This is a genomic window from Dyadobacter frigoris (assembly GCF_005280585.1).
In the GTDB taxonomy this organism is placed as follows: Bacteria; Bacteroidota; Bacteroidia; order Cytophagales; family Spirosomataceae; genus Dyadobacter; species Dyadobacter frigoris.
Map to the genome: position 1 here is coordinate 65,612 of NZ_SZVO01000016.1, position 13,497 is coordinate 79,108.

Annotated in this window: 9 protein-coding genes; 5 read left to right on the forward strand and 4 right to left on the reverse strand. The window is 40.1% G+C overall.

The features are described 5' to 3' along the window. Nucleotides 1–66 precede the first annotated feature (66 nt). The 3 genes from FDK13_RS27425 to FDK13_RS27435 all read right to left on the reverse strand — a co-directional run bounded on the left by FDK13_RS27425 (nucleotide 67) and on the right by FDK13_RS27435 (nucleotide 2,003). Nucleotides 67–726: an SCO family protein gene (locus FDK13_RS27425; protein ID WP_170982931.1), complete on the reverse strand. Its 660-nt coding sequence runs from the start codon at nucleotides 724–726 to the stop codon at nucleotides 67–69. Continuing rightward, nucleotides 698–1,189, reverse strand: a complete 492-nt coding sequence (locus tag FDK13_RS27430) for a toxin-antitoxin system YwqK family antitoxin (RefSeq protein WP_137343222.1) — start codon at nucleotides 1,187–1,189, stop codon at nucleotides 698–700. Before FDK13_RS27430 ends, FDK13_RS27425 begins: the two co-directional genes overlap by 29 nt. A 64-nt stretch (nucleotides 1,190–1,253) precedes the next feature. Then, nucleotides 1,254–2,003 (reverse strand): YHYH protein, encoded by a 750-nt coding sequence (locus FDK13_RS27435; protein ID WP_137343223.1) that lies wholly within the window; start codon nucleotides 2,001–2,003, stop codon nucleotides 1,254–1,256. 312 nt (nucleotides 2,004–2,315) lie between these two features. Here FDK13_RS27435 and FDK13_RS27440 point away from each other — a divergent pair, with 312 nt between their 5' ends. After that, nucleotides 2,316–6,158: a PVC-type heme-binding CxxCH protein gene (locus FDK13_RS27440; protein ID WP_137343224.1), complete on the forward strand. Its 3,843-nt coding sequence runs from the start codon at nucleotides 2,316–2,318 to the stop codon at nucleotides 6,156–6,158. Between the two features lie 51 nt (nucleotides 6,159–6,209). Then, a complete protein-coding gene (locus tag FDK13_RS27445) occupies nucleotides 6,210–7,217 on the forward strand; it encodes a sugar phosphate isomerase/epimerase family protein (RefSeq protein ID WP_137343225.1) in 1,008 nt (335 codons plus the stop codon). Between the two features lie 47 nt (nucleotides 7,218–7,264). On the opposite strand, the gene FDK13_RS27450 is transcribed toward FDK13_RS27445, so the two are convergent. Then, nucleotides 7,265–7,756, reverse strand: a complete 492-nt coding sequence (locus FDK13_RS27450; RefSeq protein ID WP_137343226.1) for a hypothetical protein — start codon at nucleotides 7,754–7,756, stop codon at nucleotides 7,265–7,267. A gap of 72 nt (nucleotides 7,757–7,828) precedes the next feature. On the opposite strand from FDK13_RS27450, the gene FDK13_RS27455 reads away from it, so the two are divergent. The 3 genes from FDK13_RS27455 to FDK13_RS27465 all read left to right on the forward strand — a co-directional run bounded on the left by FDK13_RS27455 (nucleotide 7,829) and on the right by FDK13_RS27465 (nucleotide 13,460). Beyond that, a complete protein-coding gene (locus FDK13_RS27455) occupies nucleotides 7,829–8,428 on the forward strand; it encodes an HD domain-containing protein (RefSeq protein ID WP_137343227.1) in 600 nt (199 codons plus the stop codon). 113 nt (nucleotides 8,429–8,541) lie between these two features. Beyond that, nucleotides 8,542–10,941, forward strand: coding sequence for an ABC transporter permease (locus tag FDK13_RS27460; RefSeq protein ID WP_137343228.1), 2,400 nt, complete (start codon nucleotides 8,542–8,544; stop codon nucleotides 10,939–10,941). A gap of 326 nt (nucleotides 10,942–11,267) precedes the next feature. Then, nucleotides 11,268–13,460, forward strand: a complete 2,193-nt coding sequence (locus tag FDK13_RS27465) for an alpha-galactosidase (protein WP_137343229.1) — start codon at nucleotides 11,268–11,270, stop codon at nucleotides 13,458–13,460. The last annotated feature ends 37 nt before the right edge of the window (nucleotides 13,461–13,497 follow it).

Sequence of the window (13,497 nt, forward strand, 5' to 3'; positions counted from 1 at the left end):
TGAAATTTGAATTTTTGGAAAAGAGACACCGGAGATATTCTTTGGTGTCTCTTTTATTGTTGAAATTTAATAGCTTTCTTTTAACAGCTGCCCGATATCGGCAGATAGTTGTTGTACTTCAAGTTCCAGTGTTCCATTATAAATCCCGCGTATTCGTCTGTGTTTGTCAACGAGGATTATATGTTCTGTATGGAGAAATTGCGTACTGTCTTTTGTGAAACCCAGGTCTTCTTCCGCAAAATATGATTTGCGCGCAAGTGTGTATATCTGGGAGGTACTTCCTGTTAGCAAGTGCCAGTTAGGCACTGTAATCTGATTTTGTACGGCAAATTGATGTAAACGTTTTACATTGTCTATCCAGGGTGTTACACTGAATGATAACATCACCACCTCCGGATTGTTGTAAAACTGTTTTTGAATGAGCTTCATGTGCTTGGTCATTACTGGACAGATACTGATACAGCTGGTGAAAATAAAATTGGCAATGTGAATTTTACCCTCAATTTTACGGTCAGTTACCTGCTTTCCGTTTTGGTCGGTAAAAGAGAAGGAGGGAATCGTATGGGTTATCTTTTCTTTAATTTCTTTGGTTGAGGATAAAAATTGAGGTGAAAAATCTGCTGTGTTATAGTAGGGCAGATTTCTTGTTTCCGTTTTTCCTGAGCACTCAATAAAGCAGGCAGAAATAAAAGCGATACTAATTTTTAAGTACACTGTCCGAGACATTAACACAGTTTTTGGTTCCGAGTAATCCATATCTTCTTCCGTTTAATATGACATAATTCGCCCTTACCTTTCCATTGTCATAATACAGCTTTTGCGGACCTTCCTCATGACCATTAGCATAATTCATCTCTCTGATCAATCTCCCATAACGGTTCCATTCCTGACATGTCCCATCATATTCATCGTTTTTGAAATGGTATTTGAGCATTTTATCTCCATTGTCCCACCAGGCGTAATATATTCCCGTTTTTTTACCCTGGTTAAATTCTCTTTTCTCCCTCAATCTCCCGCCGGGATAGAATTTCTTACGTATGCCATGCTCGTTGCCATCCAAAAATCCTGAAATTTCTGCTGTATCTCCCGAAGGGTACAGATCATAGATGTACCCTGTGAACAGTGTTTTTCCCAGAAACTTGCGACCATTTACGGAACTCAAATGAGGTGTTTCGCTACTGATCAACATCTTTTTGCTATTTGTATCGGAGTTACAACCTGTAAAAATCAATAATAGGCATAAGAAGCTTAAACTATTGAGAAATAGTGCCCGCTGTGCCATAAAATCCACTTCCGTTGATGTAAGGATCTGTATTTGTAATGTGGTAATGATATATACCGTTTGGATAATCTGCCGTAGCTGATGTGTGTCCATGGTAAGCATCGAGGGAAGCGGTGGTTACAAGTGCTCCGTTTTCCTCGGGTCCGTATACAGGAAATCCGTCAAGCAGAAAACCTAGTAGTGCCGACTTGGATGTTTTAACCGTCGTTAAATAAAGCGGCTCAACATGATAATGATATTGACCGGTTTGCTGAGGATGTCCCCAATACTGATCAAAGCTGGTTACCTCATTTGTGAGCGGCTGATTCGGACCCGCATATTGATTAAAAAAAGGCACTCCGTTTAGTGCTACACCAATAGGGCCAAGAGGCGTTGCAGCATGTGCGGAGGCAACTTTGGGATCAAGCGGGATTTTGAAAGTAAATGTTTGTTCGGAAATGGAATTTGGATTTTTATTAAAGGTATTTCCCCCAAAAGTGCTGCCACTAAAATTCTCGTATAGGCTGTTGGACGTTGCATAATAAATACTTTTGTGATCAGGGAGGCCTGTTGTTTTAATGGTGAGATAAGTGCCATCCGAAGTAATGCTTTTAGCTCCATAAATTTTGGAATAAATGGCCGGGATTTCTTTATCCGTTTCGGTCACATCGTCATGATTGTTACTGCATCCGATGAAAAGGATCGAATAAAATGTAAGCAAGAGCGGGAGGTTTTTTTTCATAATTGTCCGGGTTATAAAATAGAGTATAAACTACCTGCAAATTATCTGATAAACTAATAATCTGCCTGATTTATGATTTAGACAAATTTTGCGTTTTTAGGTAACGGAAGAATTGCTGCCTGGAAATAAGTAATTTGTCTTTCAGGATTAAAACCCTCGTTATTTGGACTGACATGCCGGAGATATAGTTAAGACAGGTTAAGTATTAATAATATGGTTTTTCAGAGTATTAATTGACATTTTGCTGCTTTTCTATTTGTGTTATTAAGCTTTAAAGTTTTGATTTCAAATTAAATCGCTGATATTTTTGATATGAGTATTCTAAGATCCCTTCCACTCTTTTTGCTTTTTATTTTCCTGAACTTAGGTTTCCCCTTTCAGGAGAAAAAGGAGGAGCATAAAGGAAAACTTGCAAAAGATTCCCAGCTCCACATTGTCCAAAATCAATCTGCTGAAACAATCAGTATTTTCCGGGAAAATGAAACGAAACCGATTTTAACGCAAAATGCCAAAGCAAATTTCCGGCCTTATCTGCATCCGTTGGTTGCACCGGATGGAAAAGGTGTACTAACGGAATATAGTCCCGGGCATCACAAACACCAAACCGGAATTTATTGGGGTTATACCCGAGTGAATGGGAGAGATTATTTCCATCATCCGGATCAAGGTTATTGGCGTCGGGTTTCGGCAAAAGTGATTGAAGCAAAAGGTGTGGAAGTAAAATGGCAAACAGTGTATGATCTGCTTGATTCCACGGGGACGGCTGTTTTGACAGAAACGCAAAACTGGTCGATGCGCGAAAAAGACGGAAAATATTTGCTGGATCTGGAATGGAGTGGTGAGGCCCAAACTGATGTGACAATCGGGAAATATGATTACGGCGGATTGTTTGTTCGTATGCCCTGGAAAGAGGGAATTAAAGGTGAAGTAATCAATGCTGCCCGTCAGCGCAATGAAAAAGCAGAAGGCCAACCCGCACTTTGGGTTGATATAGCCATGCAGGTAGAAGGAAGAAATGACCTGGCACATATAGCCATATTTGATCATCCTGAAAACAAAGGATATCCGCAAACCTGGCGTGTTGACAGTCAATTGGGTGCTGGCCCAGCCCGTGCGCGGAAAGAAGACTGGCATATCAAGAAAGGTGAAACAGAGGTAATTAAGCATGAATTGGTAGTTTATACCGGTGAGCTTAATGACGTAACATTGACAAAAACATTCGGCGATTTTATTGGTAATAATGGTACTTACAATACGGCTGCGCTTTGGGCAATTGCACAAAAAGAAGGCCGGGAAGCAAAATTCCTGAATGCGCAGGAAGCTGTTGCCGCGATGACAATTAAAGATGGTTTTATCGTAAATGCCTATGCATCCGAACCGATGATGACGCAGCCTATGGCATTTTGCTGGGATGACCGTGGACGGATGTGGATTGCTGAAAATAAAGATTACGAATCCCGCGGAAAGGGTTTTTCCAATGCAGGAGACAGCCGGATTCTGATCTTGGAAGATACTGATGGAGATGGCGTTGCGGACAAACGGAAAGTTTTTATGGAAGGAATTGCATTTCCTTCGGCATTGGCGGTTGGTTTTGATGGTGTTTTTATCGGAGCGCCGCCAAATCTTCTTTTTGTCCCTGATAAAAATGGTGACGACAAAGCAGATATGGATGATATTGAAGTCAGGTTGACGGGCTGGGGAATTCGTGACCGGCATGAAACGCTGAACAGTTTTCACTGGGGACCCGACGGTTGGTTATACGGTTTGCAAGGTTTTGCCACACCCTCAAAAGTAGGTAAACCAAAAGGAAAAGGTAAAATTTACAAACATAAAGATGCATTTCCGGAAGATATTCTTGAAGGTGAAGGAACGGATATCAATGGTGGTGTTTGGCGGTATCATCCTACAAAAGATAAGTTTGAAGTAGTTGCTCATGGATTTAGTAATCCCTGGGGAATTGACTATGATGCGAAAGGACAATTGTTGATGACGGCCTGCGTAATTCCCCATCTTTGGCATGTAATTCCGGGTGGGATTTATCACAGACAAGGCGGACAGCATTTCAATCCTTACGTTTATAACGATATAAAAACCATAGCAGATCATAGCCACCGTTCGGCTCATGGAGGCGCAAGAGTTTATCTTTCCGACGCTTTTCCCCAGGAAGAAAGAGGTAAGATATTTATGGCCAATATTCATGAACATGGTATTTTATCCGATATTCTGGTACCAAAAGGTTCCGGTTTTGTTGGAAAACACGGCGATGAATTTATGATGGCAAACAATGCGCAATGGGTAGGTTTCAGCATGGAAATCGGGCCGGAAGGTGGTATGTATGTGCTGGATTGGCATGATGCAGATATTTGCGGATCTGATGTTTTAAATTCTGAAACCGGACGGATTTTCAGGATTATGCCAAAAGTTTCAAAAGCTGAAAACTGGAAAGATCGTTATGCAGATCTTGGTAAATTCTCTGATTTGCAACTGGCAGAATTGCAGGCAAGTCCAAGTGAATGGCATGCGAGACGCGCCAGAATTATTTTGCAAAATCGGGCGTCAAAAGGGAAAATGGAAAAAATTGCTTACGATCGATTATTTGATTTGTACCAAAATAGCACTAATCCCGACTGGCGTCTTCGTGCGATGTGGACTTTACAAATAACTGGTGGTTTTACTCCAAGGGCACTTTTTGATGCACTGAACAATAAAAATGAATATATCAGAGCCTGGGCTGTTCAGTTTTTAAATGAGGATAAAGACGCGGTGCCGGAGATGATCACAAAGTTTGAAGAAATGGCAACATCAGATAAATCGGAGATTGTTCGTCTATATCTGGCTTCTGCTTTGCAAAGAATTGATCTGAATTCCAGATGGAAACTTGCAAGTGCGTTGATAGCGCATGGAGAAGATAGCGAAGATCATAATCTTCCTAAAATGATATGGTATGGAATCGAACCTTTGATCAAGGAAAATCCGGCTCGATCGATGGAACTGGCAAATCAAAGCAAAATTCCGATGGTAACGCAATTTATTGCAAGAAGGGCGGTAGATGCTGATGCGGTTGAAATATTGGTAACGGCTATTGGAAAAGCAACCAAAAATCAAAAAGCGTTATTGGAAGGAATGCGTGATGGACTGGAAGGAAGGACAGATTTGAAAGCGCCAGCCAACTGGACTGCAGTTTATGCAAAACTAAAATTGAAAGAAAAACGGATAGCACAAATGGCTCTGGATATGTCGCAACATTTTGGAGATACAGAAGCAGCAAAAAATGCGCTGATTATTTTGAAAAATAAAAAAGCAACGGTTGAAGAAAGACGAAAATCATTACAATTATTAAGTTTAAGGCAAAGGCCGGAATTAGTCAAAGAACTTCCGGTTTTGCTGGATGATGCAAATCTTCGTCTGGATGCCATTCGTGCTATGGCCGGTTATGATAGCGAACCTTTGGCTAAACTGCTGATTGAACGTTATCCGAAATTTGACGCTGCTGAAAAATCCGAAACCATCCAGACATTGGCATCCAGGCCAAAATCAGGCTGGTTACTAACACAGGCCATTTCTAAAAATGTTATTTCAAAAAAGGAAATTCCAACTTATGTGGCCAGACAGCTCAGAAGGGTAGTAGGCAGTGGTTTTGTTGAAGTATGGGGACCAATTGATCATGTTGCTTTTGATGAAAAGGCTTACAAGAAATATAAAAATCTATTGACTGATAAAGCTGTATCTGGCGGAAGCACTGCTAATGGCCGATTGGTTTTCCGGAAAACCTGTGCGCCTTGTCATAAAATGTATGGGGAAGGCGGTATTATCGGACCGGAACTTACGGGTTCGAATCGTGCAAACCTTGATTATCTGTTAGGAAATCTTCTGGATCCGAGCGGAGAAATTCAGGATGATTACAAAATGGTGGTTGTGACCACAAGAGATGGCAGAACTTATGTAGGGAATATTGCCAAGGAAACTGAGAGGCAAGTGACTTTGCGAATTGTTGGTCAGGATGCCGTTGCGATCAATAAATCAGATATTCAGACCAGGGAAGTGACGCCGGTTTCCATGATGCCTTCCGGACTTTTGGAAACTTTGTCGGACAAGGAAATCACAGACCTGATTGGTTATATGCGGACTACAAAACAGGTTGTAGTTCAAAAGTAGATTTTCGGAGGAATCGCTTTAAAATGATAAGAACTTAATAAAATAAATTATATGCAAAATCAGGATATTTCAAGACGGGAATTTCTAGTTAATTCGTCACTGGCAGCGGCAGGATTTGCACTTCTTTCCGGATCGGCTTTTGGTGCACCCGCCTATATCAAGAATCTGGGCAAGCCAAACTCGCTTTTTAACGGTGTGCAAATTGGTGCAATAACCTATTCCTGGCGTAGTATGCCGGGCAGCGCAGAGCAGATTTTGCAATATTGTATTGATTGTAACATCAGCGCAATTGAATTAATGGGCCCAACCGGTGAATCTTTCGCAGGTGCTCCAACGGCGCCGCCAAGACCATCTATGGCACCAGGACCAAACGGACAGCGTCCTGAAGTTACCCCTGAACAGAAAGCTGCACAAGAAGAATATTCCAAAAAACTGGCCGAATGGCGGGCGAAAGTTTCGATGGATAGATTCGTCCAGCTGCGTAAAATGTATAACAATGCCGGAGTAAGTATTTATGCTTTCAAACCTTCTGCGTTGGGCGTAAATAATACGGATGCGGAAGTTGATTACGCGTTTCGGGCAGCCAAAGCGTTAGGTGCAAATCAGGCTACTGTTGAGTTGCCAACAGATCCTGCACAAACGAAACGTCTGGGTGATATTGCTGCAAAAAATAAAACGTATGTTGGTTACCACGGACATTTGCAGCAGACTTTTGATGCCTGGGACGTTGCCCTTGGCCAGTCAAAATACAATGCGATGAATTTTGATATGGGGCATTATGTGGCCGCAGGTTTCGATCCGTTGGTATTTATTCCTGCCAAACATGAGCATATCGTCAGTATGCACACAAAAGACAGAAAAAATAAAGCAAATGGCGGACAAAACGTTCCCTGGGGTGAAGGTGATACGCCGATTGTAGCAGCACTTGAAATGATACAAAAAAACAAATATAAATTCCCGGCAACGATTGAACTGGAATATGATATTCCGGCTGGTTCGGATGCAGTGAAGGAAACAGCTAAGTGTGTTGAATTTGCGCGGAAGGCGTTGAAAGCTTAGGAAGAAATTACAACTAATCCTGCTTTTTTATTGGTAGGGTTAGTTGTTTACAATAACACGATGTCTGTTTTTGCCATCTTTTTAACCTCATTTTTTGAATCTAAAATCTGCCAGATTTTTCTAGCCAAACGATCAAAGTTGCCTGAATTCGTTCGTTGCGTTTTAAATTCACATAGGGAAGTATTCCTTGACCGTTTAAATTTTTTATTATAAGTGACACTTATGACGGTTGTTGAGTTAGGTTCTTGAAACATACCAAATTTCTCACATTCGAATTCTTTAGGGAAAGTAAAAAATTCAAACTCCTCAAAATCTTCAAATATTGATTGTAATTCTTTTTCGGTTAAAGATACTTTGGCTGATGAATCTCCATTAGAATAGCCTCTTTTATATATTTGCGTTTCAGAGTCGTAATCGTCAGACCACCCATCAATTCGAAAAGTAAAATCTGAGGGATAATGATCCGGCTCACTTTTGAAATTGCATCGGCAAATAAAAAACGATAATATTAAAAGTGTAATGTAAGACGTTACTTTCATTATTACGAGGTAAAGAAAATTATTTCAATATATAAATTAATTATATATAAATCTAATTCATAATATAAGCAAATGCAAACCGACGACCTCTTAAAACAAATCGAATTCATCAAAGAAATTGATAAACTAAAATATATCCAGCGCCGTACTAAATTATTCAACAGTGACAGAAATGAAAACGATGCCGAACATAGCTGGCATTTGGCCATGATGGCCATCATTTTGTCAAAACATTCTAATGTTGAAATTGATGTTTTGAAAGTAGTGAAAATGGTATTGATCCATGACATTGTGGAGATTGATGCAGGTGATACTTTCATATATGATACCACCAAAAATCATACAAATACGGACGAGGAATTACTTGCTGCCAAACGGATTTTTGGACTATTACCAGACGAACAAGGAGATGAACTAATTGCAGTTTGGGAAGAATTTGAAGCAGGAGAAACCGCGGAGGCGAAATTCGCAAAAACCATGGACAGACTTGAACCGCTACTCCAAAATGCATCCAATAATGGCGGAACCTGGAAAGAATTTGATGTAGATTATCAAAAGGTCTATGACAAGAAAAAAGTAATGCAATACGGTTCCACTCCAATCTGGAATTATGCAGAAAATTTGATCAATGAAAGCGTTGAAAAAGGAATATTGAAAAAGGAAAATTCCTGAAAAATCGTTACAATTTTTAAAACGTTAAATCATGTTAAAAACGAATCTCAGATGATTAACAGCGGTTTAAGATTCATAAATTGTCAGCCAATACAGACTATGATTGAATCACCATGTTAAAAAATTACTTTCAAATTGCAGCAAGAAATCTGAAAATAAACCGGTCCTATGCCATTCTCAATATCTTTGGACTGGGACTTGGGATGGCAGGTGCCGTTTTAATTTTTCTGTTTATTCAATTCCATCTGAGCACAGACAGGCACCAGCCTGATTTTGACCGAATGTATAAAGTAGTTCTGGATCTTCATCTGGATGAGGGCGTTGAGCACGAGTCAGGTTCTGCCTATGCCTTGTCAACGGCTCTTTCCCAGGATTATTCCCAAATCGAAAAAGTTGGTTTTATAAGTAAATTGCCGAACGTAACGTTATCAGCAAATTCAGGTGGTAAGGTTAAACGCTTTATCGAAAAGGAAAATGTTGCCTATGCGGATCAGGGCTATATAAATATTTTTTCATTTGACTGGATAAAAAATAATGGATCTATTTTGCTGAGTGAGCCTTTTACCGTAGTGCTCAGCGAAAAAATGGCGCTTAAATACTTTGGTACGTCTGACGTGATAGGCAAAACAATACGGCTTAACAACACAAACGATTTAAGAATTGTCGGAGTACTGAAAGACCAGAATAAACCCACGGATCTTGATTTCAACATTTATATTTCTCTTCCAACGCTAAAAAAACTGGATCTCACCAACTGGCCTGAGCAATATGGCTGGATCAGCAGCAAGAATTTTACTTTTGTCAAAAAAACAAAAGGCAGCAATAGTGCTGATATTGAAAAAGCCTTAAAGTCAAACGGGACAAAATATTACGGAGAAAATTCAAAATATTATCAACATAAACTTCAACCCTTATCCGATGTCCATTTTGATGAAAGATATGGCGGCCAGATTCGCAGATCCATTTTATGGGTGTTAGCCGGTGTTGGATTTTTTCTTCTGATCATCGCAAGTATTAATTTCATAAATCTGGCTACGGCGCAAGCGTTGAAGCGCGCAAAGGAAATCGGAATTAGAAAAGTTTTAGGAAGCACAAAAGGCCAGTTATTTTGGCAATTTATGGCTGAAACCGCTTTGGTCACAGTTTTGGCCTCGGTGTTGGCATTAATCTTCGTAATGATATTGCTTCCTTCTCTCAATAACTGGACACATACAAAAGCATTTCACTTTGGCATGTTGTTTCAGTTTGAAGTTGTCTCATTCTTGCTTTTGGCAGTAATGGTTGTTATTGGATTTGCCGGTTTTTATCCAGCCGTTATCATATCAGGATTCAATCCTATTGCGGCTCTTAAAAGTAAGTTGAGCACACAACAAATTGGCGGAATCGGACTAAGACGTTCTCTGATAACCGTTCAATTGATCATTGCACAAATCCTGGTTATAGGGACACTGGTTCTGGTTTTACAACTGAAATTTTTCAAAAATACAGATCTCGGCTTTGATCAAAATGCGGTGATAACAATTCCTTTACCGAAATCTGATACATTACAAAAAACAAAGGATGCGCTACGAAATGACATGCTTCAATATCCTGATATTAAGTCAGTTTCCTATCAATACGAAGCCCCCGCATCCAATATGGGTTTTGGTGGTTCTGTTCGTTTTGACAATCGGGCTGAATGGGAGAAATTTGTGATTCGGGATCGTTTTGGGGATGAAAATTATTTGCAAACGTATAAAATGCAGCTACTTGCGGGACGCAGTTTAATGAAACGCGATTCTGTGGTTGAATTTGTAATTAATGAAGAATTGATGAAAAGGTTAGGCGTTCGGGATCCCCAATTAATTCTTGGTAAACAGCTGGAAGATGGTGCGTCAGGTTTCAAAGGAGACATTGTAGGCGTAGTAAAAAGTTTTCATCTCAAATCTTTACAAGAAGCTGTTGAGCCTTGTGTTATTTTTGCAAATCCGAAATTGTATAAAGAAGTTGCTGTTAAAATTGATACAAGAAATCTTGCTCAATCCATTCAGCATATCAACCAGGCCTGGCAAAAATCGTATCCCGACGAAGTTTTTTCTTATGAGTTTGTAGATGAAAAGATTGCAAAATTTTATGAAAAAGAAGAGCAGTTGACTTCGCTCATCCGATCATTTGCCATGGTTGCGATCCTGATCTGTTGTCTTGGTTTGTACGGGATGGTTTCGTTTATGGTAACCCAAAAAACAAAGGAAATAGGAGTCAGAAAAGTATTGGGCGCGAGCGTCAGCAATATCGTTTCATTATTTGGAAAAGAATTTTTGATTTTAGTAACGGTTGCTTTCTGCATTGCCTCACCAATAGCCTGGTACGCAATGAAAAACTGGCTGAATCATTTTGCTTACCGGATTGATCTGGAATGGTGGATTCTGGCTTCCGGAGGAATCATAATTCTTCTGATTACATTGATTACGGTTGGCTATAAAGTTGTTATTGCGGCTTTGATGAATCCGGTGAAGAGTCTGGCGTCTGAGTAATTAACTTTATTGGATTTGCCATTCTTCAAGCCTACCCAAAGATTGAACTCGGTTCACGACCTTGTTGAACTTGTCACTTCTAAATCAAATAAGGTTTGAGACCTTGCCCAAAACTTTGTTGGACTCGCCTTTTTCTAAAATTAACCCAGGGTTTCAACCCTGGGCAGTAAATCTCTACCAGCCATAAGGCTTTAGCCATGCGAATTTGCGTCCCACCAAGTACGTGAACTTTGACTCCTCAAAAAATAAACCTCTTTTTTTGCCCATTCCAGCGCAGGGAATCTTATGTTTAGGGTAAAATTCCTAAACATTAATTCTTTGATAAAATGAGTATCAACTTTAAAATCTTAACCTTCCTTTTTTGTTGTATTTTATTCCGGACAAATGCCCAAAATCTTCCCATTTGGAAAACTGATCTTGAAAACAAAAAACCGCAAGACTGGCTAGTTCATCCCATAACCGAAAAGGCGGAAATTTTCAAGAGTCAGGATGGGAAAGACATCATCCTGTATAATGGATTGTTAAAAAGAACATTTCGAATCGCGCCGGACCTTGCTTGTGTGGATTTTAAAAATCTTTCAAACGGACAACAACTGCTTCGCGCTGTAAAAGCAGAAGCCAGAATTACAATAAATGGCCAGAATTACAATGTCGGTGGTTTGTACGGACAAAAGGAAAATGCCTATTTATTGCCGGAATGGGTTGATAAGTTAAAAACTTCGGATAGCGCTTTTCATTATTCCAAATACACAATTCAGGAAATAAAGCCGTATCTGAACTGGAAAACCTCCATGTGGACAGGCAATAAGAAAAACGCCTCGGGTAAGACTATTTCTTTTTATTATGCTTCGTCGTTACCGGCATTAAAGGGTTTGGAAGTGATTGTTCATTATTCACTTTATGATGGCATTCCCCTTATCAGCAAATGGGTTACCATTCAAAATAATATAGGTTCTTCGCTAACAATCAATCAGGTTGTTAACGAAATTCTGGCTGTTGTGGAAGAAGAAAGTGCGGTAGTCGGGACACCGGAGGAAATGACAAAACCCAATGGGATTTATATTGAAAATAACTTCGCGTTTAACAATGCGATGCGCTATCCTTTGAGTGATCAGGCGACGCATTGGAAAGTTGATCCGCTTTATACTTCACAGGTAAATTATGATTTCAAGACGCCATGTTTATTAGAAGTTCATCCGAAAAGAGACATTGGTATTGTACTTAAAAAAGATGAATTTTTCGAATCCGTCAGAACATATGAGTTGTTGAATGATAAGTATGACCGCGAAAGAAATGGGTTAGCCGTACGGAAAATGTACAGGACAATTGCACCTTGGACAACCAGTAATCCGATTTTTATGCACCTTGTCAGTAAAAATGATGAAGAAGTCCGCACTGCAATTGACCAATGTGCCGCAACCGGTTATGAAGCTTTGATTTTAAGTTTTGGAAGCCATTGCAACATGGAAGACACGACAGCTGCAAATCTCAAAAAGTGGAAAGAACTGGCAGATTATGCGCATGGTAAAAATATTTTTATCGGAAGTTATTCTTTGTTCAGTTCAAGAAAAATAAGTCCGGAAGATGACGTCATTGACCCAAAAACCGGAAAGCCCGGAGGAGCGTTTTTTGGAAATGCCCCTTGTATGGGAAGTAAATGGGGACTGGGGTATATCGAAACGCTGAAACGTTTTATGACGGCTACCGGATTCAATATTTTTGAAAACGACGGACCTTATCCGGGTGATGTTTGTGCATCAACAGCACATCCCGGTCACCAGGGCCTTGAAGACTCGCAATGGAAACAAATGGAACTTCAAAAAGGATTGTACCGCTGGTGTAATCAAAACGGGATTTATGTGAATGCGCCGGACTGGTACTTTCTGGACGGAACAAATAAAATCGCGCTTGGTTATCGTGAAGTTAATTTTTCGCTGTCTCGTGAACAACAAATGATACTTAACCGTCAGAATATTTTCGATGCCATGTGGAATGAGATTCCTTCGATGGTCTGGGGTTTTGTACCGTTAACGAAATACCAGGGAGGAGGACCAGAAGCGATTCTAGAACCGCTTTCTGAACATCTTGACGCTTACAAACAGTTGATGATGCAATATTACGGAGCCGGAATCCAGGCTTGCTATCGCGGTCCGAGATTGTATGACACGGAGGTGACGAAAAAAACGGTGATTGAAGTAGTTGACTGGTACAAAAAATACCGTGATATCCTGAATTCAGACGTAATTCACCTGCGTCGCGCGGACGGCCGGGACTGGGATGGTATCATGCATGTTAATCCGGGTTTGAAAGAAAAAGGATTGGTAATGATTTACAATCCTTTGAGTGAAAATATTACCAGAGATATAAAACTGCCTGTTTATTATACTTCAAAACATGCCAGTTTAAAAATCAGGGAAAAGGAAGGTGTGGCAAAAACATATCAGGTCGACAGAGAATTCAATGCTCCGATAACGGTTCAGATTCCGGCCCGGGGGTATACCTGGCTGGTTTTGGAATAGAATAAATAAACAATTACTCACCACAAGATAATAACAT

Excerpts from the sequence above, each read along its gene's own strand:
- FDK13_RS27425 (WP_170982931.1), bottom strand. The coding sequence starts at position 726 with ATGTCTCGGACAGTGTACTTAAAAATTAGTATCGCTTTTATTTCTGCC.
- FDK13_RS27430 (WP_137343222.1), bottom strand. The coding sequence starts at position 1,189 with ATGTTGATCAGTAGCGAAACACCTCATTTGAGTTCCGTAAATGGTCGC.
- FDK13_RS27435 (WP_137343223.1), bottom strand. The coding sequence starts at position 2,003 with ATGAAAAAAAACCTCCCGCTCTTGCTTACATTTTATTCGATCCTTTTC.
- FDK13_RS27440 (WP_137343224.1), top strand. The coding sequence starts at position 2,316 with ATGAGTATTCTAAGATCCCTTCCACTCTTTTTGCTTTTTATTTTCCTG.
- FDK13_RS27445 (WP_137343225.1), top strand. The coding sequence starts at position 6,210 with ATGCAAAATCAGGATATTTCAAGACGGGAATTTCTAGTTAATTCGTCA.
- FDK13_RS27450 (WP_137343226.1), bottom strand. The coding sequence starts at position 7,756 with ATGAAAGTAACGTCTTACATTACACTTTTAATATTATCGTTTTTTATT.
- FDK13_RS27455 (WP_137343227.1), top strand. The coding sequence starts at position 7,829 with ATGCAAACCGACGACCTCTTAAAACAAATCGAATTCATCAAAGAAATT.
- FDK13_RS27460 (WP_137343228.1), top strand. The coding sequence starts at position 8,542 with ATGTTAAAAAATTACTTTCAAATTGCAGCAAGAAATCTGAAAATAAAC.
- FDK13_RS27465 (WP_137343229.1), top strand. The coding sequence starts at position 11,268 with ATGAGTATCAACTTTAAAATCTTAACCTTCCTTTTTTGTTGTATTTTA.